At 44.7% G+C, this 25,398-nt stretch carries 21 protein-coding genes and 1 pseudogene; 15 read left to right on the forward strand and 7 right to left on the reverse strand.

Features of this window, described 5'->3' with window-relative positions; translation table 11 throughout:
* Positions 1 to 22 precede the first annotated feature (22 nt).
* Both BT_RS05860 and BT_RS05865 read right to left on the reverse strand, forming a co-directional pair.
* Positions 23 to 1,493, reverse strand: a pseudogene (locus BT_RS05860) (Na(+)-translocating NADH-quinone reductase subunit A).
* 67 nt (positions 1,494 to 1,560) lie between these two features.
* Complete coding sequence (locus BT_RS05865; protein ID WP_008765875.1) at positions 1,561 to 2,961, reverse strand: C1 family peptidase; 1,401 nt, start codon at positions 2,959 to 2,961, stop codon at positions 1,561 to 1,563.
* A 201-nt stretch (positions 2,962 to 3,162) separates the two neighbouring features.
* Here BT_RS05865 and BT_RS05870 point away from each other — a divergent pair, with 201 nt between their 5' ends.
* The 6 genes from BT_RS05870 (at position 3,163) to BT_RS05895 (ending at position 11,087) form a co-directional block, all read left to right on the forward strand.
* Positions 3,163 to 4,392 (forward strand): BamA/TamA family outer membrane protein, encoded by a 1,230-nt coding sequence (locus BT_RS05870; RefSeq protein ID WP_011107637.1) that lies wholly within the window; start codon positions 3,163 to 3,165, stop codon positions 4,390 to 4,392.
* Between the two features lie 125 nt (positions 4,393 to 4,517).
* A complete protein-coding gene (locus BT_RS05875; RefSeq protein WP_008765877.1) occupies positions 4,518 to 5,267 on the forward strand; it encodes a TolC family protein in 750 nt (249 codons plus the stop codon).
* A gap of 10 nt (positions 5,268 to 5,277) precedes the next feature.
* A complete protein-coding gene (locus tag BT_RS05880; protein ID WP_008765878.1) occupies positions 5,278 to 7,506 on the forward strand; it encodes a GumC family protein in 2,229 nt (742 codons plus the stop codon).
* Positions 7,490 to 8,977, forward strand: a complete 1,488-nt coding sequence (locus tag BT_RS05885; protein WP_008765879.1) for an O-antigen ligase family protein — start codon at positions 7,490 to 7,492, stop codon at positions 8,975 to 8,977. Before BT_RS05880 ends, BT_RS05885 begins: the two co-directional genes overlap by 17 nt.
* 3 nt (positions 8,978 to 8,980) lie before the next feature.
* Positions 8,981 to 9,880: a glycosyltransferase family 2 protein gene (locus BT_RS05890; RefSeq protein ID WP_008765880.1), complete on the forward strand. Its 900-nt coding sequence runs from the start codon at positions 8,981 to 8,983 to the stop codon at positions 9,878 to 9,880.
* A 19-nt stretch (positions 9,881 to 9,899) separates the two neighbouring features.
* Positions 9,900 to 11,087 carry a glycosyltransferase gene (locus BT_RS05895; protein WP_008765881.1) on the forward strand — a complete coding sequence of 396 codons (1,188 nt, stop codon included), beginning with the start codon at positions 9,900 to 9,902 and terminating at the stop codon, positions 11,085 to 11,087.
* 155 nt (positions 11,088 to 11,242) lie between these two features.
* On the opposite strand, the gene BT_RS05900 is transcribed toward BT_RS05895, so the two are convergent.
* Together BT_RS05900 and BT_RS05905 are read right to left on the reverse strand one after the other, a co-directional pair.
* The gene (locus BT_RS05900) at positions 11,243 to 11,686 is read right to left on the reverse strand and encodes an N-acetylmuramoyl-L-alanine amidase (RefSeq protein WP_008765882.1); all 444 of its coding nucleotides are present in this window, start codon (positions 11,684 to 11,686) and stop codon (positions 11,243 to 11,245) included.
* A gap of 157 nt (positions 11,687 to 11,843) precedes the next feature.
* Positions 11,844 to 12,392 (reverse strand): HU family DNA-binding protein, encoded by a 549-nt coding sequence (locus BT_RS05905; RefSeq protein ID WP_008765884.1) that lies wholly within the window; start codon positions 12,390 to 12,392, stop codon positions 11,844 to 11,846.
* 405 nt (positions 12,393 to 12,797) lie between these two features.
* Here BT_RS05905 and BT_RS05910 point away from each other — a divergent pair, with 405 nt between their 5' ends.
* Entirely contained in the window at positions 12,798 to 13,055 is a 258-nt protein-coding gene (locus tag BT_RS05910; RefSeq protein ID WP_008765886.1) for a DUF4248 domain-containing protein, read from the forward strand.
* Positions 13,056 to 13,345: 290 nt separating this feature from the next.
* Here the strand turns inward: BT_RS05910 and BT_RS05915 are convergent, their stop codons facing one another.
* The 3 genes from BT_RS05915 to BT_RS05925 all read right to left on the reverse strand — a co-directional run bounded on the left by BT_RS05915 (position 13,346) and on the right by BT_RS05925 (position 17,114).
* On the reverse strand, positions 13,346 to 13,789 hold the full coding sequence (locus tag BT_RS05915; protein ID WP_008763467.1) for a VOC family protein: 444 nt from the start codon (positions 13,787 to 13,789) through the stop codon (positions 13,346 to 13,348).
* A 273-nt stretch (positions 13,790 to 14,062) separates the two neighbouring features.
* Entirely contained in the window at positions 14,063 to 15,862 is a 1,800-nt protein-coding gene (locus tag BT_RS05920; RefSeq protein WP_011107640.1) for a bifunctional DNA primase/helicase, read from the reverse strand.
* A gap of 265 nt (positions 15,863 to 16,127) precedes the next feature.
* The gene (locus BT_RS05925) at positions 16,128 to 17,114 is read right to left on the reverse strand and encodes a DUF4373 domain-containing protein (RefSeq protein WP_008765887.1); all 987 of its coding nucleotides are present in this window, start codon (positions 17,112 to 17,114) and stop codon (positions 16,128 to 16,130) included.
* A gap of 151 nt (positions 17,115 to 17,265) precedes the next feature.
* Here BT_RS05925 and BT_RS05930 point away from each other — a divergent pair, with 151 nt between their 5' ends.
* The 8 genes from BT_RS05930 (at position 17,266) to BT_RS05965 (ending at position 25,387) form a co-directional block, all read left to right on the forward strand.
* Positions 17,266 to 17,571 carry a helix-turn-helix domain-containing protein gene (locus BT_RS05930; protein ID WP_225011821.1) on the forward strand — a complete coding sequence of 102 codons (306 nt, stop codon included), beginning with the start codon at positions 17,266 to 17,268 and terminating at the stop codon, positions 17,569 to 17,571.
* 135 nt (positions 17,572 to 17,706) lie between these two features.
* Positions 17,707 to 18,825 carry a hypothetical protein gene (locus BT_RS05935; RefSeq protein ID WP_011107641.1) on the forward strand — a complete coding sequence of 373 codons (1,119 nt, stop codon included), beginning with the start codon at positions 17,707 to 17,709 and terminating at the stop codon, positions 18,823 to 18,825.
* Between the two features lie 46 nt (positions 18,826 to 18,871).
* Complete coding sequence (locus BT_RS05940; RefSeq protein WP_054958832.1) at positions 18,872 to 19,816, forward strand: glycosyltransferase; 945 nt, start codon at positions 18,872 to 18,874, stop codon at positions 19,814 to 19,816.
* A 23-nt stretch (positions 19,817 to 19,839) separates the two neighbouring features.
* On the forward strand, positions 19,840 to 21,315 hold the full coding sequence (locus BT_RS05945) for a lipopolysaccharide biosynthesis protein (protein ID WP_008765891.1): 1,476 nt from the start codon (positions 19,840 to 19,842) through the stop codon (positions 21,313 to 21,315).
* On the forward strand, positions 21,312 to 22,442 hold the full coding sequence (locus tag BT_RS05950; protein WP_008765892.1) for a glycosyltransferase family 4 protein: 1,131 nt from the start codon (positions 21,312 to 21,314) through the stop codon (positions 22,440 to 22,442). Before BT_RS05945 ends, BT_RS05950 begins: the two co-directional genes overlap by 4 nt.
* A gap of 12 nt (positions 22,443 to 22,454) precedes the next feature.
* Positions 22,455 to 23,366 (forward strand): SP_1767 family glycosyltransferase, encoded by a 912-nt coding sequence (locus BT_RS05955; RefSeq protein ID WP_008765893.1) that lies wholly within the window; start codon positions 22,455 to 22,457, stop codon positions 23,364 to 23,366.
* 3 nt (positions 23,367 to 23,369) lie between these two features.
* Positions 23,370 to 24,524, forward strand: coding sequence for a glycosyltransferase family 4 protein (locus BT_RS05960; protein ID WP_011107643.1), 1,155 nt, complete (start codon positions 23,370 to 23,372; stop codon positions 24,522 to 24,524).
* An 11-nt stretch (positions 24,525 to 24,535) separates the two neighbouring features.
* Positions 24,536 to 25,387 carry a glycosyltransferase family 2 protein gene (locus BT_RS05965; RefSeq protein WP_008765895.1) on the forward strand — a complete coding sequence of 284 codons (852 nt, stop codon included), beginning with the start codon at positions 24,536 to 24,538 and terminating at the stop codon, positions 25,385 to 25,387.
* Positions 25,388 to 25,398 lie beyond the last annotated feature (11 nt).

The following is a 25,398-nucleotide window of genomic DNA, read 5'->3' on the forward strand; positions in this document are numbered from 1 at the left end:
AATTTACAATTTGCCATGCGGATTATGCCATTTCAGCACGGAGCATGTCGAGTCCGACACGGACGATGCGTTGGAGTTCCATCTTCGAAGAGCAGACGAATTCGCAGAGTGCGAAGTCTTCGGGAGCCACTTCGTAGATACCCAGCGCTTCCATGCGGTCGATATCACCGGCGATGATCGCTTTAATCAGATATTCGGGCATGATATCCATGGGGAATACCTTATCATATTCGCCGGACATGATCATGTGGCGTTCGCCGCCTTTGATACGTGCATCCAGCGTATATTCCTTTTTGCCCATCAACCAGCTGAAATATGAGTGGTTGGCACTGAACTGGTTGAAGCGCGGCATGATCCATCCGAACATTTCGTGAACGTCATCACCTTCGGGGATTACAGTCAGTTGGCTGTGGAAAGCACCCAGGAATCCGTTAGGAGAAACTTGTTTGCCACTCAGCACGTTACCACTGATGTAGCGCAAATCTTTGTCAGTTGTTACGTTTCCGGCAAATACGTTAGTCAGCAATGCACCTACCTGAAGTTTGCAGTAAGCAGGTTTCAACACTTCGGAACCTGTCACGGCTACTGTGCGGGTGAAATTCACACGGCCTGTATTGAAGAGACGACCGATGAAGATAACGGCTTGCGGATCAATTGTCCACACAGTTTCGCCCTTTGAAACGGGGTCGAGGTGGTTGATCTGAACACCTACGTTACCGGCAGGGTTCGGTCCGTCGAAAGCGGTGATTGTAACGTTCTTAGCCTGTGTCAGTGCAGCGGCTTTCTGTTTCACGCTGATGCTCAGGTAAGTTTTTGCCATTTTGGCGAGGGCATCAAGACCAGTCTGGAAGTTTGCTTCTTCGCCTTTCAGAGCAAATTCGAAGTCGGGAGCCAGCGGATTGGTATCGAATGCGGAAACGAAGATGCCCTTCGGTGTTACCGTCGGGTCTGCAATGATGTCATACGGACGTTGCTTGATAAACGCAAACAGACCTGCTTCAAGAAGCGCGGACTTCACAGCATCTGCATCCATCGAGGATACGTTCTTCTTACCAAATTCTTCGTAGTCCTGCTCTGCGGCAGCTTCCACTACGATGTTCAATACCTTACGGCGAGCACCACGTTCAACGCTCGTCACTACGCCACTCACGGGCGAAACAAATTTCACTTCAGGATGATACTTGTCGATAAACAAGGGTCCACCGGCCATCACATATTCCTGCTCTTTCACAACCACTTTCGGTGTCACTCCAGGAAAATCATCGGGTACGAGTGCGTAAAATCCCGGCTCTTTCACTGTTGTGTACGTCTCAGCAGCTTTACCTTTCAGGTTTATGTCAAGGCCTTTACGTAACTTTATTACATTTGCCATGCTATATAAAATAATGGTTTCATAAAATTTGCCGCAAAAGTAATAAATAATAATGTGATTCGGGAGGAAAAAAGAAAGGAATTACGGAAAAATATCCGTAATTCCTTTTGTGTTCGCACACGTTCTTTAATAAAGTAGGCCGGAAGACCTTGCAGCGTACAAGTCTATGCAGCGTGTTTGTCGGTTGGTTATTCTTCGCCGGCAAACATTGGATCCCATGCCGGCAGGCGGATCGGTTTTTGTTTCAAGACTTCGAGTGCTTTCGGGGTCACGTATTTCGTTTCCACAACGAGACGGAAGGTATATTCGTTGAACCATTCATCTGTCATGATGAGGTGACCTTGATAACCGGCTCCGGCACCCCAACTATTTTCAACCATCCATTTGGTCGGTTTTCCGTTTTTGTCCAGATCGACTGCCATGAGGGTCATGGCGTGACTGGAGCTGCTGGCAAAGCTTTGGATACGCTGCTTCTTGTCCATGCTGAAGGTGGTGCCCATCAATGAGTCGTAATCATAGTTTTTGACGTCGAGCAGACCACGGTCAGAGTTCAGGAACTTGCCGACGTCGCAGGAGTAATACATCATGGTGCTGTCTTTCAGAGAGGCGATGGCCATCTCCTTGATGTCCTCGATCGGGAGGTTGACGTATGTCCAGTTCTTGCCGTCGTAGCGGTGGCGGTCGTAGTCTATTTCATAACATTTGTAGTATTCGCGACTGGGGTCGTTCATGAGCATGACGTAGTTGTCAATCAGCTTTTCGTCACCGTATTTCTTCAGAAAAGAAAGCGGGGTGTAGGTGGCGGTTTCTACAGGCTCGCCTTTGACATTATATTGCGTCCAGGTAAATTCTGTAGGAGGTACGCCCAAGTTCAGGACAAGCATACGGTAAATGGTGCTCAACATTTCCACTTTAGCGTTCTCTATAGCGGCAGGTTTAGCTTTTTTCGAAGCCATGTCACGGAGTTGTAACCCCTGTTCGCGAAGTTTCAGAGCGATCAGATTCGCCATGCGGGCGGTGTTTTCGCTGCTGTTCGTTTCGGGCATCACGTCTTTGGGGACGAGGCCGTATTTGCTTACGATGTCCGCTACTCCGGTGAATGTACCGCCGTCGCTCAACGGATTGCGGAACAGCCATTCCACCATTTTATCGTTCATAGGCTTGTCGCTGGTGTCGATGACGCCTTGAAGGAAAAGGTTGGCCTTTTCCAGTTGGTCGAAAAAGAAAGGATAGGTTTGCGAGAATTCGAAAGAACCCAGATGGTATTTATCGATGGCTTTGGCACGCATTACGTTCAGGCCGGTGAAGAGCCAGCAGCGTCCGGACGATTTCTGGTCGGTGATCCCCTTGGAGTTCACTTTGACAGAAAAATGTGTATCCATCCCCTTCATGTTGTCCTGGTTCAGGGCAAGCTTACGGATGTCGTTGTTGCTGATGGCGTTCCGGATAGCCTTGTCGGTAGAAGTGCCCTGATAACTCTGTTTGATTTGCTGCATCATGTCAGTGCTGATGCCGCCTTTCGCGTCCTGTGCCTGTGCAGAATAGTAAAGGGCACAGCAAACAAAAACTGATAAAATTCGTTTATTCATTATAGATCGTTTATAAATTAACTTTGCCTGTATGCTAATAGTAATCCGTTGGCAATTTCGTTTTACATATTATTAATTGGCAAAAATACGATTCTTTTTTAGATTTATTATCTATGAGAATGAAAACTAATCGAAATAAAATAGTTTCCTTTGCAGCGGATTTCAAGAAAGAATATGAAAAGATATACAATAGGTATATTGATGATGTTTCTATTCATCAATATTTCGTTAGCTCAAACGGCTGACACGGCAGTAAAAAGCGATGAACTGCAAACGACTACAACTTCTGTTGACGAAGTCGGGGTAGCCCCGGCAGATCCCACCCCCACCCTTTCCAAAAAAGAATTGCGACGCCAGCGTGTAGCCAAACGTAATCTACATTATAATATATTAGGTGGCCCCAGCTATACTCCTGACTTCGGATTACTGATCGGCGGTAGTGCATTGATGACGTTTCGGATGAATCCGAGTGATACTACCCAACAACGTTCGGTGGTGCCGATGGCCATCGCCCTGATGTTCGAAGGAGGACTGAACCTGTTCACCAAACCGCAGCTTTTCTTCAAAGGCGACCGATTCCGCATCTTCGGAGTCTTTGCATATAAGAATACACTGGAAAATTTCTACGGCATCGGATACAGCACCAACAAGGACTATCCGCGTGGCGAAGACACCAGCGAATACCGTTATAGCGGTGTGCAGGTGAATCCGTGGTTTTTATTCCGTCTGGGGAAAAGCAACTTCTTTGCCGGTCCGCAGATCGACTTCAATTATGACAAGATCACTAAACCTGCCGCAGGAATGATAGAGCAACCATCGTATATTGCCGCCGGCGGTACGGATCACGGCTACTCTAACCTCAGTTCCGGACTCGGTTTCCTGCTGACGTACGACACCCGTGACGTTCCCGCCAATGCTTATCGGGGAACGTATCTGGACTTTCGTGGGATGATGTACAACAAAGCCTTCGGAAGCGATAATAATTTCTACCGTTTGGAAATAGACTACCGCCAATACAAGACCCTAGGCAAACGTAAAGTATTGGCTTGGACAGTGCAGACAAAGAATGTATTCGGCAATGTTCCATTGACTAAATACGCACTCAGCGGCACTCCTTTCGACCTTCGTGGTTATTATATGGGACAGTTTCGCGACAAGTCATCCCACGTGATGATGGCAGAATACCGTCAGATGATAAATACGGACAAAAGCAATTGGGTGAAGAAGATGCTGAATCATGTAGGCTACGTAGCATGGGGAGGATGCGGCTTCATGGGCCCTACTCCGGGCAAAATCGAAGGTGTACTTCCTAATCTGGGACTCGGTTTACGCATTGAAGTTCAGCCCCGTATGAACGTCCGTCTTGACTTCGGCAGAGACATGGTGAACAAGCAGAATTTATTCTATTTCAACATGACGGAGGCATTCTAAATAAGTATTTGCTCATAATTAACAAGAAAGATGATAAAATGCTTCCATAAGAACATCATTAAATAAAATTAATCCTTATATTTGCGTTGCTATAACACAGCAAAAGCAGATAATAGGGTTAATTTATGAAACAAATCAGATACCTCTTCGGAGGATTACTATTTTTGTTTGCCTCCATCGGAAGCGTAACTGCGCAAGAGGTAAGCGATTACTCAAAACTACAACCAAGTGATTATTCCAGCATTACACTTCCACCGCTGGATCTTCTTTTCGAGAACGCAAAAAGCGCTCCGACCTATGAATTAGCTACAGTAAAAGAACAAATTGAACGGAAGCTTCTGGCAAAAGAGAAGCGTGCCTTCTTAGGCTTTTTCAGTTTACGGGGCAGCTACCAGTATGGTATGTTCGGTAACGAGTCTACTTATACAGATGTAGCAATTGCACCTTACCTGACCTATGCAACACAGGCACAGAACGGATATACAGTAGGTGCAGGAGTCAACATTCCTTTGGACGGTCTCTTTGACTTGACAGCGCGGGTAAAACGCCAAAAACTGAATGTACGTACCGCCCAACTTGAAAGAGAAGTTAAGTTTGAGGAAATGAAAAAGGAAATTATCCTTCTATACGCAACTGCGACCTCCCAATTAAACATTCTTAAACTTAATGCCGAAGCCCTCATGCTTGCTAATGTACAATATAGTATAGCTGAAAAGGATTTCTCGAATGGAGCTATTGATTCGGGAACTTTATCATCTGAAAAATCTCGCCAATCTGACGCACAAGAGAAATTCGAAAACAGCAAATTCGAGCTAAGCAAGAGTTTAATGATACTTGAGTTAGTCACCCACACTCCCATTTTAAGAAACAAATAAACATACATTTATGGAATACATCCTTTATATCAGCAGATTCCTATATCGTATCCGTTGGTGGTTACTTATTGGAACAGCCATTATAACATTTGCTGTTTACTATTTTGGGAAACGCATGATAGGCAAAACATATAACGTAGAGGCAACCCTCTACACTGGTGCTGCTTCCGGCTACAATCTAGAAGGTGGAAATAACAAAGTGGATTGGGCGACAACTCAGAACGCTATGGATAACCTAATGAACATTATCAAGGCTGAAAGTACACTCAAACGGGTATCTATCCGATTATATGCCCGAAGTCTGATCAAAGGTAATCCAAAAGAAGACAATGAATTCATCAAAGCCAGCAATTACAACAGAATATATGAACACCTAAAGAATAGTCCGAACGGGAAAGAAATACTGTCATTAATAGATAAAAACAGCGAAGATAAAACGGTAGCCAACTTTTTCAATTACTTGAGACCGACCCAAGCAAACTATCTCTATGGAGTATTCTATTATAATTTGCCCTATTACTCTTATAATGATCTCAGAGCAATCAGAGTAGCGCGTAAAGGTGCCAGCGATCTGATTGAAATAAGTTATACGGCAAGTGATCCGGGTATCGCTTATAATACCATTGACATCCTGACCAAAGAATTTGTAAACGAATACAGTGCAATCCGTTATGGTGAAACAGATAAAGTTATCGAATATTTTAAAAGCGAACTTCAACGCATCGGAAAGGAACTTCGACTTAAAGAAGACTCACTAACGCAATATAACGTAGAAAAACGTGTTATTAATTATTACGATGAGACCAAAGAAATCGCTGCCATCAACAAAGAGTTTGAGTTACGTGAACAAAACGTACTGATTGCATACAATAGCGCCAAAGCAATGTTAAACGAACTGGAAAAGCAAATGGGCAGCAATGCCAAACATGTAATCAACAATCTTCAGTTCTTGGATAAACTAAATGAAGCCGCTTCGCTTACAGGAAAAATCTCAGAAATGGAAACAATTTCAAGTGATCATCAGAATCAAGAAGCCTCATTACAGGAATATAAGAATCGCTTAAATCAAACGCGCAAGGAGCTTTCCGAGCTTTCAAATAAATATGTAGAGAACAAATATACCAAAGAAGGAATAGCTAAAGAGAACATCATAGAACAGTGGCTTGAAGTAACCATGCAATACGAAAAAGCCAAATCAGACTTACAAATTATACAGCAAAGCCGTATAGACCTCAACGAGAAATACAGACAGTTTGCACCAGTAGGTTCCACTATCAAACGTCAAGAGCGTAACATAACTTTTATAGAGCAAAATTACTTGTCTGTATTGAAAAGCTACAATGATGCCCTCATGCGTAGAAAAAATTTGGAAATGACCTCCGCTGCATTAAAAGTGTTGAATGCTCCGGCATATCCGATCAGTGCCATGCCCACTCCTTTGAAAAAAATGGTAATGGCAGCGTGTGCCGGTACCTTCTTATTTATTTTGGGATTCTTCTTAATTCTTGAATTATTAGACCGTACTCTACGCGATTCTATTCGTACACGTCGTTTGATTGGACTTCCGATGTTAGGCGCCTTTCCCAAAGACTCTATTTTAGAGTATCACAATCATGTTGAAGAATCAAAAAGTATAGCTACAAAACAGTTAAGCAATAGTATCCTTCGTTTCTGTCAGCAAAAGAAAGAAGGATTGCCCTACATTATCAATTTTATTAGCACAGAAGGCGGGGAAGGCAAAAGTTATGTGATCGAAGCCCTAAAAAAATATTGGAACAGTATCGGACTTAAAACAAAAGTAATAACATGGAAGTCAGACTTCAGAATTGATTCACGAGAATACAACCTGGCCAAAAGCATTACCGATCTATACACATCAGAGGAAGAAGATATTCTCATCGTTGAATATCCCAATCTGCGGGAAGCTAGCATATCGCTGGAATTACTACAAGAAGCTAATCTAAATATACTCGTAGCCCGTGCTGACCGTGGTTGGAAAGAGACCGATAAGCTCTTGTCAGAAAAGCTAAGTCAACAAGTAGGTAAAACTCCACTTTATGTTTACTTGACACACGCATCCCGCAATGTGGTTGAAGACTACACTGGTATGCTTCCACCATATACACTTTGGAGGAAAATAGTATACCGACTGTCACAATTAGCATTGACAGAAAGTATATTTACGTTCACAAAAAGAAAGAAGCAGCCGGCAACATCAGGAGATGAAGATGACGAATGATAAAGGAAAATACAGTCAATACTTAACAGTAGCCGGTAACTATTTTGCCAATAAAGGATGGGTACATTTACTATTGGCAGGAGGATTGTATATATTATACAAAATGTTCTTTCGTACTTCCCTTCCTTTCTTTCTGACGATTAGTTCATTACCTTTAATGACAGTTATTTTCTTATTAATTATCAAATATTCAAAGCAAAGTTTCTATACACTTTTCATTCTCCAATTCCTGCTGGCAGCAGCTTATGCAGTGACAGACATACCATTGGGAGTAGCAACATTAATGTGTACATTGTTTGCCGTTGTTTTGCTCTTTGCGTACGGAATGCATGAAAAAATTGACTGGTCGGAAAGTCGTAATGGTATGCTTATGCTTTTTCTGATATGGGGAGTTTATTGCATATTAGAGATAGCTAATCCGAACAATGTTCAGGCAGCATGGAATATCTCCATCACCCATTATCTCATATATCCTATTGTATGTGCTGTCATCGTACCGTTAGCAATCCGTAACATCAAGGGGATTCAGTGGCTTCTAATTATATGGTCTCTTTTCATCCTCTTGGCAGCAGCCAAAGGATATTGGCAAAAAAACTGTGGTTTTAATGAACGTGAGCAGTATTTTTTATACGTTTTGGGAGGAGCAAGAACTCATATTATTTGGTCCGGTATTCGTTATTTCTCATTCTTCAGTGATGCAGCGAACTTCGGCGTACACATGGCTATGGGTGTTTCACTTTTTGGAATTTCACTTTTTTATATAAAAGGTGTATGGCTGAAAATCTATTTTATAATTGTCATTATTGCCGCCATTTACGGAATGGGAATTTCTGGAACACGGGCTGCGATAGCTCTGCCTATCGGTGCTTTAGGGAGTTTCATTATTCTTTCACGCAATCGCAAAGCATGTATTACAGGTATTTCAGTTCTTGCCTTGTTATTCTTGTTTTTTGTATGTACCAATATAGGAGATGACAATCAATATATCCGCAAGATGCGTTCTGCATTTCGTCCTAGCCAAGACGCTTCCTATCAATTACGTGTAGACAATCGAAAGAAAATGAGAGAATTGATGATTCACAAGCCTTTTGGATATGGGATAGGGTTATCCAAAGGCGACCGTTTCTATCCCAAAGAACGTATGCTCTATCCACCGGATTCCTGGTTAGTCTCAGTATGGGTAGAAACCGGAATCATCGGTCTAGTTCTCTACCTGGCTGTTCACGGAGTCCTTTTTGCATGGTGCGGATGGATACTGATGTTCAAGATCATGAACAAACGCCTGCGAGGCTTACTTACTGCCTGGCTCTGTACCGCTGCCGGATTCTATCTGGCAGCCTATGCCAACGACGTGATGCAATATCCCAACTCCATCCCCATATACACAGCCTTTGCCCTCTGCTTCGCAGGACCGTACATTGACAAGCGGATGCAGCAAAGTAAAGAAACAGAACTGAAAAACGAACAATAGATTATGATGAACGAACCTCAAGTCTCCTTTATCACAGTTTGCTACAACGGCTTTAAAGACACTTGCGAATTAATAGAATCGCTGCAAACACATGTACATTCCGTGAGCTATGAAATCATCGTCGTAGACAATGCTTCGCGCGAAGACGAAGCGACTAAAATCAAGGAGCTATATTCCGATATAGTCACCCTGCGGAGCGAGTCTAACCTAGGCTTCTCTGGCGGAAATAATCTGGGGATCAGAGTAGCCAAAGGAGCCTATATCTTTCTGATAAACAATGACACTTATGTTGAATCAGACGGATTCCACTACCTGACAGAGCGACTGGAAAGTCAGAAAAACATCGGAGCCGTCTCTCCGAAGATACGCTTTGCCTTTCCTCCGCAAAACATACAGTTTGCCGGATTCACCTCCCTGTCGGCAATCACTATACGCAACGAAATGACAGGTTTCGGCTGTCCGGACGACGGCACGTTCGACACCCCGCACACGACCCCCTACCTGCATGGGGCGGCACTCATGGTAAAACGTGAAGTCATTGAGAAAGTAGGAGAAATGCCGGAAATATTCTTCCTGTATTATGAAGAAATGGACTGGTGTACACAGATGACAAATGCCGGTTACGAACTATGGTATGAGCCTCGTTGCACCGTCTTCCACAAAGAAAGCCAGAGCACCGGACAGTTCAGCAAGCTACGTACCTTCTACATGACGCGCAACCGTTTGCTCTACACCCGCCGCAACCGGAAAGGTGCTCAACGGCTGCTCTCCATTCTTTATCAATCTACCATAGCTGCCGGAAAAAATAGCCTTCAGTTTGCCGTGAAAGGTCGTTTCGATTTATTTGCCGCAGTATGGAAAGGCGTTGTCAGAAGCTTTTCTGTCACCTCTCCTATCCGATAACCCTTAAAAATGAAAGACCATGTACACCTTTATTGACTGGATTCTCTTTATTCTTCTGGCACTTTGTGTCGGTTATCTGCTGTTCTACGCCATTGCCTCCAAATTCTATCGTCCGCGAAAACTTTCCGAAGCACGTATCCTGCGTCGTTTTCTTGTACTCTTCCCTGCATACAAGGAAGACAGGGTGATCGTCTCCACTATCCGTAATTTCCTCGAACAGGAATACCCCAAAGAAATGTACGACGTTCTTGTCATCTCCGATCAGATGCAGCCGGACACGAATGCTGCCCTACAAACACTCCCCATCTGTTTGCAAGTAGCCGACTATACCAATAGTTCCAAAGCCAAAGCCCTTACGCTGGCAATGAACGTCACTGCCAACGAATCTTATGACGTAGTAGTGATCATGGATGCCGACAATGTAACGACTCCCAATTTCCTCGCAGAAATCAACCGTGCTTTTGAGTCCGGCCTGCATGCCGTACAAGCCCACCGCACAGGAAAAAACATGAATACAGACATCGCTGTTCTGGATGCGATCAGCGAAGAAATAAACAACGGATTCTTCCGTAGCGGGCACAACGCGATAGGATTGTCAGCCGGATTAGCCGGTTCCGGAATGGCATTCGACGTTCATTGGTTCCGCCGAAATGTAGGACATCTGCAAACATCGGGCGAAGACAAGGAGCTGGAAGCCCTGTTGCTAAAACAACGCATTCATATCGAATATCTGGAACAACTGCCTGTATACGATGAAAAAACACAGAAAAAAGAAGGTATCAAAAATCAGCGTAAACGATGGATTGCAGCACAATACGGTGCATTGCGGGCTTCCTTGCCCGATTTCCCGAAAGCACTGATTCAGGGAAATATCGACTACTGCGACAAGATTCTTCAATGGATGCTGCCTCCCCGTCTGATACAACTGGCGGGAGTTTTCGGTTTCACTTTACTCTTTACCGCAATCGGCTTACTAATGAGTCTGCAAAGCGGAGGATATGAATGGTATACAGCCATCAAATGGTGGATACTGTCAGCCGCTCAAGTTGCCGCCATGATCATACCTGTGCCGGGAAAGTTGCTAAACCGGAAATTAGGAAAAGCAATCCTGCAGATTCCGACACTGGCACTGGCAATGATAGCCAATATGTTCCGACTGAAAGGAACGAACAAAAAGTTTATTCATACCGAGCACGGAGAAGAATAAAGCCTCACCGTGAAAGAAAAGAAAAGGCACAGATGACACGAATTAACACGGATTTGGCTGCGCAGCCTCTCAAATCCGTGTTGGCGTCCGTATCATCCGTGCCTAAAATTTCCCTATGAAAACCGTGCCTGAATCATATTCATTAGCAAGTTTCGTCAAGCCCACTCCTCCTCCGCATCAAAGCACGGACAAGCCTTCACCCATTCCTCCGGCTCGATCTCCCCGTTCCCGTTCAGATCAGGGCTCAGGTCACGATGTCCGCACACCCGGCAACCGGGATAATCACGTAACAACGTAAGCACAAGCACATGCATCGAGTGTATCTGCCATTCGGTACGGGTATCGGCAGGCCGCCCGTGACAGTCAAGTCCGCCCTCATAGCAAATACCGATACTTGTCTGATTAAAGCCTTTCGCATGAGCTCCTATCCGTTCAATGGGGCGGGTAGTCTTGATGTCGCCATTTTTCCGGATATAAAAGTGATAGCCGATCCCGTTAAATCCCCGCCGGCGGTGGCACACTTCAAGGTCTGTTTCCGTGAAATCCCTGTCCGCCCTAGAGGCGGAACAGTGGATCACAATCAGGTCAATCTTCCTCATCGACCTGCCCTTTCGTTCGTTTTCCTTTTCTCTTCCTGCGGAAGAAAAACAGGATCTCCAATGCAATCTCCAAAATCTTGTCAATCATAACTTTTCATTTTTACAGGTTATTCATTTACAGGTATCACACATTAATGATGCTGATGTACTTACCGGATTAAACGGTAGGATCGGGAGCTTCCTCCTCCCCTCCATCGCCACCGGAACCGGAACCGCCACCGGAACCGCCGCCACTACCGGAGCCTCCGCCATCACCGCTTCCTCCCGAAGCCGGCGCATTCTTGGAGATGAGTTCGAAGACCATGTTATTGTCCCCGCCACGTGTGGTAGCCGTGCTGTCGTTGGCAAGCCGCAGAGAATTATCGACCTTGAAACGAAGGTTGACACGAGTAATATTCCTCACCGTACAGTCCTTTTCCTGTTCCACACCGGGACAAGTAAGCGTGGTATAGAAAATCCCCAAGCCGTCAACCTTCACCTTATTCCCTGCTACGAGCACCTTCTTCATCGAGCGGACAAAGGATTGCATCACATGCTCCACATCTTCCACCGAAAGCGAACCGATCGACTCGATCTCACGCGCCAGCGACTCGATAGAATAAAGTTTCGATTCCCCCGGCTTGGGTTTGAGCACATACACCATCGGCGATTTGTCATCACCAATCTTTTTTTTGCGCTGATAGCGCACCACAGACACTGTTGCCATACTGAATTTGTATTAAAGAAAAGAAGGACATTCTCCCTTTCTGTTGGTGAAACAAAGATACGGCAGTGCACCGGCAATTTCCCGGATTACGACGGACTGTGCCGGACTATGACGGGATAAAACGGATTAAGACGGATTAAGACAGCATAAAGCAGAATAAAGTGAATTAGAAACAGATTGAAAGCATACTAAAAAGCGAATACAAAGTAACCATAAAGCAGATAAAAGCTGAAAAAACTCCCAACCAACCCCGAATACCCCCCCAAAAAAAGACAAGCAGACAACGTGAATAACAACTAAATAATACAAGCATAAAAGCAACACTTTCATGAGCAACAAATTTGCTAAATCCAGTAAAAAACAGTAACTTTAGACCCATTACAACACCCTACAATTAAATCAAAAATGAAAGCAAATACAGATACCCTGCAAAAACAGGAAGAAGAAAAATCCTTCCAATACCGCAGCTACGGAAAAGGAGAACTCGCCATGCTATATATCCCCAACGTCCAGCAACAAAGCGCAGTAGACCGCTTCAACGAATGGATCGAAGCCGCACCCGGACTAAAAGAACGCCTGCTATCCACCGGCATGAATCCCCGAAGCAGACACTACACACCCGCACAAGTACGGCTGATCGTAGAAGTGCTGCAGGAGCCTTGAAGATAAGTATTAAGTATTGGTGCCAATCAGCAGTTAAAACAAAATAAGAATAGTTCCGGACAAGATACCAAATTAACGTATAAAGCTGTCCGAAAAGTAGATAAATACTATCAATCTATCATTCAGCACACGGAGAAGAATCTCTTCTTTGACTAATATAAAGAGCTGATTCTTCGGCAGACTTAGGGTGACAGAGCAAAACGATAGCAGACGTTCTCTTTTCGGACAGCCCCATTCAATATCATTTTCCGGCTCACTCGGATGAGCGCGTTGCTTTTCAGCCGTGTCTCTTAATGAAATTTCTGATCTTCTTCGATAAGTTCCTGGCTAAATTTCTCCGGTGCCAAAGGGGTAAAGAGTTCTATAAGATTTTCTTCGGGATCGCGCAGGTACAGGGTACGCATCCCCCAATCGGGCATATCCGTAGGCTCACTGATAAATGTCACGCCTTTTGCTTTCAGTGCGACAAAGGTTTCGTCCACGTTATCCACACTGAATGAGATCATTAATTTTTCACGCATCCCAACAGGCTGCTGCTTATCTGCATTACCTGCCGAAGGCGCCATCCAGTCGGATACAAAAAGGGCGAGACCTTCTATTCCGTCGGCTACTTTAAAACTGGCGTATCCGCTATTCTCATCTCCCCAGGCTGGCTCTAATCCGAGTTGTTCGGTATAGAATTTGAAGCATCCGGCGAAGTCCTTTACTAATAATCTTACGTTACTAAATCTCATTGTTTACAGATTAATGGTTTATTATTTGTTTCTTAGAATCGAAATGCAAATATAATCATTCTATCGGATGACGTTTCATGAATCCGTATTTACCTCAAAACTGTGCGAAAATAAAGTAAACCGGTATCAAAATGAATCACCATTCAACCAGTGATCCGCACCGTTACTCATCCCCCGTGACCTGTTACCCACCACCCTCACCAACTACGATTATTACCTATTACTTATTACCTAATACTTAATACTTAATACCTAATACTTATTACCTATTACCTATTCAAACAGCTCCTTCTCCGGCAACCAGCACGAGCTATCATTGACAGTGTTTCTGACCCGTTGTTCCGGTGGGACGGACGGGTCTTGGGACTCTTCGCAGGGGAGGTAACGTCCGCTGACGGGATCGTAGACAAAAGTAGCCACACCACCCGTTCCGAGATGTTTGAACTTCACTTTTTCGACATAGACACGTGTCACTCCGACCTCCTTGTCACGCTCCACTACCAAGCCGTAATCCGCCTTGTTGAAGAAATCGGCAGACCCGTTTACGTCGTACATATCCGGACGCGGAGTATGGTTTGTCACCGGATTGCGGTTCATCTTTCGGGGGTGCGCCACAAGAATCACCAGACAGTTATATTGCGTGGCAAACTCCGTAAACAGATTCAGAAAATTGGAAAGATACTGCGTTTCCGATTGCCCCGGTGCTGGGGTATGCTCAAAACGGTTGACCGGGTCGAAGACGAAGATGCGGCATCCCCGACGCAGGACAAGTTCACGGGCTTTGGCAAGCACCCGTTCCGGAGTGGCGCTGCCTTTGAGGGCGATGTGACAGACGTTTTCGGCAAGAAACTCTTCCGAACGGAGCAGAAGTCCTTCCGTCATGCCGCAACCGTTTTGAAAACGGCGTCCGGTCAGTTTCTCGATCAACTTGCGGAGATGGTAGACGATAGGATTATTCTCCGGACTGAAAAACGCTATCTTCCACTGATGGCGCATACAGAGGCGCAACACCAGTTCGTCCAGCCATTCCGATTTTCCGGCCCCCGGTATGCCCGTAACGATGACCAGCCGCCTACGTTCGTACGTACAAATCTTATCCATCTCCTCCCAGCCCGTCTCCGCTCCGGGACCGAAGCCGTTGTCGAACAATGCCCGCAGGTCTTCGTGCAGATCGGCGGCGGTGAAGATGCCTTCAAGAGGGATTTCTTCCGCCTGCTCGATGGCGATGCGAAGGCTGTCGATCCCATATTTGACAAGATGTTCATTGGCATCCTTACACCCCGGTCCGTAGACGGCCACACGGCAGCGTTCGGCACCCAGACGGTTGACCAGTTCGTCACGCAGTTTAAGCCCGGCAGAGTCGGTGTCAACGGCTATGATGATGTCTTTCAGATTCTCGAAGTGCGACTCCATGAAGCGGTCGAGCCACGAAAGGTTCGCGTTAGCTCCGGCAGGTACGGAGATCACGCTTTTGAATCCGGTGGCAAGGGAGGACGCGGCATCCAGTTCGCCTTCGTGGATGATGCAGGTGTCCTGTCCCAGCACGGAATCGATATTGTAGGGAATCAGTTCGGCTCCCTGCACCATTTTGAAATTTTTGGCACCGCTGCGGAACTTGGTGTTGACGAGTTTCCCGTCCTCAAAATAGTTGAAACAGACGCACCGCTCTTTCGTGCCGGATTGCGACATGAACTCTTCCTGCTCCGTGATGCGCAGACCGGCGATGACGGACTGCGGAATGCAACGCGTCTCTACCAGCCAACGCTCCGTAGCTTCGGAAAGCGTCGTCTTCGAAGCGTCGAACACCGGACGGTGGAAATGCTGGGGAACGGCAGATGCCGCACGACGTTTACGGGCAGCCTGTCGCTCGGCTTTCGCACGCTCTTCGGCATCGTCGGGGACGTAGAAGTCGGCTCCGCAATGGTAGCAATGGCAATGTCCTGTGTCGATATTGACCCGCAGCGAACGGTCACGCTTGTTGTGCCTCGTCGGGAGGCATTGCTCGCAAATGGTTTTAACGACACCGCTGGTATGCCTGCGGACATCGACATGATAATTAGCAAAATTTCTCATATTTCTTGTTTCTATTCCTCCCTTCCGAAAAGGAGATTTTAAGTTTGTATTAATAATTTTTCTATCAGTTCCCAATGCAGACAGAAAGCTAAGCATCAATGGGCACCGGGCTAAACACCAATAAGCAGCGAGCTGAACATGAATGAGCAGCGAGGCGAGCATGAACGAGCACCGAGCTGAGCATGAATGAGCACCGAGCCGAGAATGAACGAACATTGAGCTGAAAGGCAACGCTCACGTAGCCGGATGTCAGAGAAATCCGGAGCTAATTTCCCCACTTCCAATGCACTTCATCCCACACGGCAGACCTGTCCGGTCTTGGAGGCGCATCCTTCGGAATCGGATGCCCAAGATACGTCCGTTGCCCGCCAATGAGTTGTTCAAAGCGATACAGTTCTTCCTCAGCCGATTGCCGGCAACTGCCGAGCAGCCTTTTCTTCAGCTCCTGAGCCGGACGTCCGCCCGGAGAGAGGTAATTGCCGAAATACAATTTCACATCCCTCAAAAACAGCAAGCCATCTTCCCTGCCAAAGCGTCGGATATGCTCTTTAAAAGCAGCGATCACCTCCTCCTGCCGCTCCACGAAAAGTTTGCCCATACAGGAGTGCATAGCCATCGACTCCATGTAACTTTCCGATTCGGCCATCTGATCCACCAGCATCTCCCACGGAAGAACCGGCTGTAGGGGCAACTGTCCCCTATCCTCCGGTGGAGAAACGATCTGAAGTCTGTCAGAAGCGGCGGCAGAATTTTCTTTCTCTGTCTTTTCTTCGTTACTACTGTTGTTGTCTTTGACAACAGTAGTAACTCTTCTCTCCTCTTCTCTACTCTTCTGGTTTTGATTCGGTTTTTCGCCTTTATCCATCGGTGTTTCCGGCGTGCTCTCCATGCGTTTCGGACGACCTCCTTTTTTGCCGTTCGCCACATTAATCATCCGTCTTTCTTCGAGCCTCGCCATCACCCTGTCCAGATAAGGCGACCGGAACATTTGCCGTTCTTCGTCGAGCACAAAAAGGTCGAACTCACGGAGAACCCTTTGCAACACACCGGCATCCAAATCATACATTCGTGCGAAAGCCCCCATACAAAGCGGACAACAGGACGCTTCATAATTGTCCGCTTTGCGCAGATGCGTAAGAAGCATCATATAGATTCCGAGCGATTGCGCAGCGTCAAGTTCCATCATCATCCTGACAATATTGTCATTACTCAAAAAATTTACCTCTAAATTGAAATACTGATCTTTCTTCATATCTTACAATTAAATGACTGTGATTCAGAACATCCCGAATTCGCTCTGCAAAGGTCTAAATACTTTTTCGAAAAACTACTTGCAGAACTGCAAACGATGTTTGACATTTTTCTATGAACTTTGCGGCATTATTTGTAAAAAGATAGAAATTATGAAAGGATACGAAAGAGCAACTAAAGAAGAAATTAACGACCGGCTGCGTATTGAAGAAAACTGTCATGCACAAGTTGAACGAATCATCTACATACGTCACCTATGTAATCTGAACCTTGAAGAGGCGGCAGATGTAACCAATCTCAGCATATCTACCCTGAGCCGGTACGAAAACGAAGTGACCAAATGCAGCGTACAGAGCCTCATAACGATATACTACCACTATCAGAAATACCTCTACGAGCAGCATATCCCCTTCGACAAGAACCTGTTTCTCATAGATATGAACTCGTTTCACAACTAAAGAGTGACAGAGAGATAAAACGGACGCACAAGGAATAAAGGCACAACACCGAAAAAAAGCAAAAAAGATGAAAAGTATCATATCTTTTATTACCTTTGTATGTGGCAAAAGCCCACCAAAAACAAAGAATCAAGCATGAACGACAATGAAATAGGCAATCCACCGATAAAAGCATTAATCGTTTTCAGAGAGAATGGAGATACGGACAATCTTTTTGTCCCCATTTTATGCGATGCTATCAGGACGACGGGGATTGACGTACGATGTTCCACGAATGAGTTCTGGAACTCGGATACACCTTACGACATCATCCACTTCCAATGGCCCGAAGAGGTGATGGAAGGGAATTGTGACGATCCGGACAGGATTTGCCGCCTGAAGGAGTGTATCGCTTTTTTCCGGTCCCGTGGGGCCCGGTTCGTGTATACGCGCCACAATGTCCGTCCGCATGATGCGAACGAGGTGATCGGCCGTGCTTATGACATTATCGAAGAACAAAGCGATGTGGTGGTGCACATGGGACGTTACAGTCTCGACGAATTTGCAGCCAAACACGCGGACAGCCGGAATGTCATCATTCCTCATCCTATTTATCAGTACACATACAAGGAGGACATCAGCGTGGAACGTGCGCGCCAGTATCTTAATCTGCCGCAGGAGGCGTTTATCGTCACGTCGTTCGGAAAGTTCCGGAATCGTGAAGAGAGGCGGATGGTGACCGGAGCGTTCCGAAAATGGGATGAAGCAAAGAAGTTCCTGCTTGCTCCACGGCTGTACCCGTTTTCGAGATTCAACAGGTATGGCAGCAACTTCTTCAAGCGCTGGACATCCCGGGCAGGATATTACCTGCTTATACCCTTGCTCAACCGCCTGCGCAGAATGCACGCCGGAGCCAGCGACGAACCTATAGACAACTGCGACCTGCCTTACTACATGGCCGCTTCGGATGTAATATTCATCCAACGAAAAGATATTCTGAACTCTGCCAGTATACCTCTCGCCTTCCTTTTTCACAAAGTGGTCATAGGTCCCAATATCGGGAATATAGGAGAAATCCTCCAAGATACGGGCAACCCCGTCTTCCACCCCGACAACCAATTTGATATCATACGAGCACTGGAGGCAGCCCGCCAACTGTCCGCCCGAAGGAAGGGAGAAGACAACTATGCGTATGCCATTGAAAACATGAACAGCGGAAAAATAGGAAAAGAATATGCGGAGCTTTACAGAAACCTAGCCAATCTCTCTCTTTAAACGATCTCAAAAACAAACAACAATAGAGTAGCCATACACAGTATTTATGGAAAATGAAGAAATAAAAGTCAGTGTCGTCATACCTGTCTATAACACCGAAAAATATGTTCGGGAGGCAGTAGAAAGCATTATGAATCAGACACTGCGGGAATTGGAAATCATCATCATCAATGACGGCTCCACAGATAACAGTCTGCAAGTTGTAGAAGAACTGGCTGCGGCAGACAGTCGGATACAGGTGTATTCGCAAAGCAATCAGGGATTGTCAATGGCACGCAATGCCGGCATCACGCATGCCCACGGAAGATACATCTATTTCATGGATAGTGATGATCTGTTGGAAAAGGATGCAATGGAACTGTGCTACAGCAAATGCGAAGAAAAAGAACTGGATTTCGTTTTCTTTGATGCTCAGAGCTTTTTTGAAGAGGATATTCGCAATGCTCCCGTACTAAATTATCAACGTACCGATAAGTTAGAAAACAAGGTTTATACAGGTCCCGAAGCAATCAACATACAATTGCAGCACAAAACGTACACCCCATCCGCCTGCCTGAACGTTATCCGCACAGCTTTTTTGGAAGAACGACAGCTCCTCTTTTATCCGGATATTGTACACGAAGATCAGCTATTCACGACCTTACTTTATCTGCAAGCCCGAAGAACAAGCTGTATCCAACGATCGTTCTTTCACCGGCGCATACGTAAAAATTCAATTATGACATGCGATTTTTCACTCAAAAATTTAAAAGGATATCTCACTGTTACTCAAGAGATAGTCAAATTCAAGCAACAAACCTCTGAAAACAAAATCAAAGATACTATTGATTTATATCTGTCGCAAATGCTGAATGCTGTCATTTGGCAAGCCCATGTGCTTCCTTACCCATATCGGCTTCGGCTGGCGTGGCGGTGTCTGTTTAGATACAAAAAACTTATATCTATAAGAAGCATCGGAGTCTTGTTATTCAAATCCATCATTCACAAGTAGATCAGAAAAGAATCATTCAGGCAATGGCAAACAATATTAAACATCAGTTATTTTCCGGAGTTTTCTACACGGCACTAGCCAAATACAGCGGAATCATTATATCACTCGTCGTGGCAGGGATTCTTGCGCGGTTGCTCTCTCCGGATGACTTCGGAGTAGTGGCAATCGCTACGGTCATTATTGCATTTTTCAATCTCTTTACGGATATGGGAATATCGCCTGCTATCGTACAACATAAATCATTGACTAAAGAAGAACTATCGGACATCTTCTCATTCACCGTATGGACAGGCATCGGAATCAGTATACTCTTTTTTGCCGCTTCCTGGCTGATCGCCGATTACTACGAAAGTGGGATCTTACGGACGTTGTGCCAGCTCCTGTCCGTCAACCTGTTCTTCGCCTCTGCCAACATCGTGCCGGGAGCCTTGTTCTACCGCAACAAAGAGTTCAAGTTTATTGCTGTCCGAAGCTTTATCATCCAGATAGCCGGAGGTGCCGGAGCAATAACTGCCGCGCTTTGCGGAGCCGGCTTATATGCGCTGATCATCAATCCTATACTTTCCAGCATACTGATATTCGTTATTTCCTATCAACGCTATCCGCAACGGCTGCGTTTCACGTTAGGACTGAAAGTACTCCGAAAGATATTCTCCTATTCGGCCTATCAATTCTTGTTTAACGTGATTAACTATTTCAGCCGCAATCTGGATAAACTGCTGATTGGTAAATATATGAGTATGTCTGATTTAGGATACTATGAAAAGTCCTACCGCTTGATGATGCTCCCTCTGCAGAATATTACGCAAGTCATCACACCGGTCATGCACCCCATCTTCAGCGATTTCCAGAATGACAAGGAAAAGCTGGCAACATCCTACGAACGCATTGTCCGTTTTCTGTCATTCATCGGTCTGCCACTCAGCGTACTGTTTTTCTTTACGGCGGAAGAGGTAACACTGATTATTTTTGGTGATCAATGGCTGCCTTCGGTTCCAGTATTCCGGATACTTTCACTTTCAGTCGGTATTCAGATCATACTCTCCTCTTCAGGCTCTATTTTTCAGGCAGCAGGTGATACAAGGAGCCTTTTTGTCTGCGGACTCTTTTCGTCCATACTTAATGTGACCGGAATGCTGACAGGGATATTTTATTTCGGTACACTGACAGCTGTAGCCATATGTATCGTGATAACTTTTACTATCAATTTCGTACAATGCTATTGGATGATGTATCGAGTTACATTCCAAAGAAACGCATGGATATTTATCAGACAACTTCTTTCTCCACTCCTTGTCAGCCTACTAATAACAGCATTCCTCACGCCTATATATTATATGATGGAAAATATGAATATTTTCGTAACACTTATTGCAAAAAGTTTCGTAAGTTTTATTATCTTTGGGACATATATGCAAGTAACACACACCTATGATATCACAGGCAAAGTGAAGACTCTTGTAAGAAATAGAAAGTTAGTACAAAAGAACAAACAATGAAAGGATTATTCCTCATATTCCATGGTTTCGAAGCATTCAACGGAATCAGTAAAAAGATACGTTATCAAGTAAAAGCCCTCAAAGAATGCGGACTAGAAATGCATACGTGTTGGCTAGACGATACGGACAACCATAAACGCCGTATGGTAGATGAATCGATAATCGCCGACTATGGTTTCGGGATCAAAGGAAAAATCCTAAAAAGAATCGAATTTGACAGTATCGTACATTATGTACAGAAAGAAAACATAGACTTTATCTATGTACGCTATGTCCATAATGCCAGCCCTTTCAGCATACGGCTGATGAAACTACTAAAAAAGACCGGAGCACGTATAGTGATGGAAATCCCGACATATCCATACGACCAAGAATATAAGGGACTCCCATTCGTATACCAACGAATCCTATTTATAGACAAATGTTTCCGACAGCATCTGGCACGCTATGTTGACAAGATCGTCACTTTTTCGGACTATGACATTATTTGGAATCGCCCCACCATCCGCATCTCAAATGGAATTGATTTCAGCGAAATCCCTTTAAGAGGTCCAAAGAATGATACCGCACATTCTCTACAACTGATTGCCGTAGCGACAATGCACCCATGGCATGGTTTCGACAGAGTTATAGCCGGCATGGCAAATTACTATCGTACACATACCGACACTCATGATTATAAAGTATATCTCAATATCGTAGGCTTCGGGGTTCCCGAACTGGTGGACAGCTATAAAAAAGATGTAGCCAAACATCAGTTAGAGAAATATATCATCTTTCATAGTGCCTTATACGGCAAAGAACTGGATGCCGTGTTCGAGCAGTCGGACATGGGAATAGGCAGTCTGGCTCGCCATCGTAGCGGTATTGACAAAATCAAGACCTTAAAAAACCGTGAATATGCAGCAAGAGGCATTCCTTTTGTTTATTCAGAAACGGATGATGACTTTGAGCATCAACCATACATACTTAAGGCAGCACCGGACGATTCGCCCCTTGACATCGAAAAAGTAATTCGCTTTTATCAATCATTGAAAACAACGCCGCTCCAAATACGGATGTCTATAGAGCAATCACTTTCATGGAAAGCCCAGATGCAAATTGTTATTAATGAAACCTTTGAATAAAACTATATCACTATGAATATACAGCCACTGATCAATGCTATCCGCTATAAATTGCGTTATGGCATTACTGTAGAATGGTACAATTTCTGGTACATGGCTCTCAGATGCCATCAGAAAATAACTCCGCAGGTAGCTTCCATTGATGAGACCATTCGGATAATCATAGAAGACCAATGTTCCGTGAGCCGTTTCGGCGATGGTGAGATGCTGCTTACCAACCCGGACAAGGAAATAGGATTCCAAAAAGGAAATGTACTCTTGGCTCAGCGTCTCAAGGAAGTATTGACAAGCCATGAAGAAGGACATTTGGTTTGTATCTCCGATACTTTCGAAAACATTTATCGCTATAACCGCAAAGCACGCCGATTCTGGAGAACTCACTTCTTTCTGTATGGCAGTTGGTGGGACCGCTTGCTGTTGCCCGACAGGCTATACTACAATACATTCATCACCCGTCCCTACATGGACTTCGCTTCCAAAGAAGACTGCCCACGGTGGTTTCACCAGATGAAAGCTATCTGGAAAGACAGGGATGTCGTATTCATTGAAGGCGAAAAAAGCCGTTTGGGGGTAGGCAACGACCTCTTTGACAATGTAAAAAGCATCAGACGTATTCTTTGTCCGCCCCGTGACGCATTTGACCGCTACGAAGAAATACTGAATGAAGCGCAAAAACTCGAGAAAACCGCTCTCTTCCTGATTGCTTTAGGACCTACGGCTACTGTACTGGCTTACGATTTATTCAAGTCCGGTTATCAGGCAATTGACGCAGGGCACGTGGACGTAGAATATGAATGGTGGCGAATGGGAGCCAAACGGAAAGTAAAGCTGGAACGAAAATATGTAAACGAAGCCGCCAACGGAAAACAAGTGTCCGACGCCGGAGAATTTTATCGGAAACAAATCATTGCTAAAATCTATTAAATCATGAAGATAGCCTATTACCTGCCCTCACTACAGGCACCTGGCGGAATAGAACGGATAGTTACATTCAAAGCCAATTATTTTGCAGAACATTTTGAAGGATACGACATCACCATCATTACATCCGAACAAATGGGTAAAGCACCACACTTTCCATTATCCCCCAAAGTAAAGCATATCGACTTAGGAGTATCTTTCGACCTGCCCTACTCTCAATCCATAGTAAGTAAAGTGCTGAAGTATCCGTTCCGCTACTATCGGTTTAAACAACGACTATCGAATCTATTGAACGAACTGAAACCGGACATTACTATCTCAACCATGCGCCGGGAACTGAACTTTATCACTAAATTGAAAGACGGTAGCCTGAAAATCGGAGAGTTTCACGTCAGCCGCTACGCCTATGGCGCAGAAGCACTGAAACGTAAAAGCCCGATTGTCAACATGATAAAGAAAAGATGGGCAAACAGATTTGTCAAAAACCTGTCTAAACTGTCCAGAGTGATTATACTTACAAGTGAAGGAGCTAAAGACTGGCCGGAACTGACTAATATCAGCATCATCCCTAATCCTATTTCTACTCCTGTAGAAGGAAAACAAACAGATATTCTGTCACATAATGCTATTGCTGTAGGGCGATATGCGCCCCAAAAAGGATTTGATATGCTAATCCCCGCCTGGAGCATTGTCGCCCAAAGACATCCGGACTGGAAACTACATATTTATGGAGAAGGCGACCTGAAAGAGAAGTTCACCAAACTAATAGATGAACTACAACTAAATAATAATTGTCTGCTTCATCACACTGTATCGAATATAGCCGAAAAATACTGTATGAGTTCGATATTTGTCTTATCAAGCCGATACGAAGGTTTTGGACTCGTTTTGGCAGAAGCAATGTCATGTGGTATACCCTGTGTCTCATTTGACTGTCCGCATGGTCCTTCGAATATTATAAAAGACCATGAAGACGGTCTACTAGTGGAGAAAGAAAATATCAAGGAACTTGCAGACAAAATCTGCTATCTGATTGAGAATGAAAATGTACGCATCAAGATGGGACACAAAGCCAGGGAAAACGTAAAACGCTTTCTGCCGGAAAATGTGATGCCACAATGGAAAAACTTATTCGAATCATTAACTTATTCTTCTAAATAACAGAACAACATATGGTAAAGTGGTATAAAACTTATCTGGAAGTATACGGGAAATCTTTTGATGAGATTTCTGACGATAGTATCCGCAAAGTCAAAAGACAACTCAAAGAACGTCAAAACGATTCTCCACTGGTATCGGTTGTACTCATTGCACACAATGAGGAACGTCATCTGATAAGTTGTATCTGGTCACTCTCCGAGAATCATTGCCATTTCCCCATTGAAATAATAGCCGTTAACAACAATTCAACGGATAAAACGGAAGAAATATTAAAATCATTGGGAGTTACCTATTATAACGAAACGAAGAAAGGTCCGGGATATGCCCGCCAATGCGGATTGGACCATGCAAAAGGAAAATATCATATTTGTATTGATGCAGATACTTTATATCCACCGCATTACATTGAAACGCATGTAAAATATCTAATGAATCCGAAGGTTGCATGTACATTCAGTTTATGGAGTTTTATGGTTGACGAAAGACATTCCCGATTCGGACTATGGTGCTACGAAGGCCTGCGCGATATATACCTCCGCTTACAAGCCATCCAGCGTCCTGAACTCTGTGTGCGAGGTATGGCTTTCAGTTTTAATACGGAAATAGGACGTCGGTTTGGATTTCGTACAGATATTATCCGCGGAGAAGACGGTTCGTTAGCATTAGCTATGAAACCGTATGGAAAAATCGTATTTATTACAAGTCGCAAAGCACGAGTGCTTACAAGTAATGGAACCCTAAATTCTGAAGGATCACTGATTGATAATATATGGATACGGGTAATCAAAGCACTGAAAGAAATCACCGGACTCTTTATCAAAAAGACGGCATACAAAGATAAAGACTCTAATCTCATCAAATAAGGTCTCATCAA

It is taken from the genome of Bacteroides thetaiotaomicron VPI-5482 (assembly GCF_000011065.1).
Taxonomy (GTDB): domain Bacteria; phylum Bacteroidota; class Bacteroidia; order Bacteroidales; family Bacteroidaceae; genus Bacteroides; species Bacteroides thetaiotaomicron.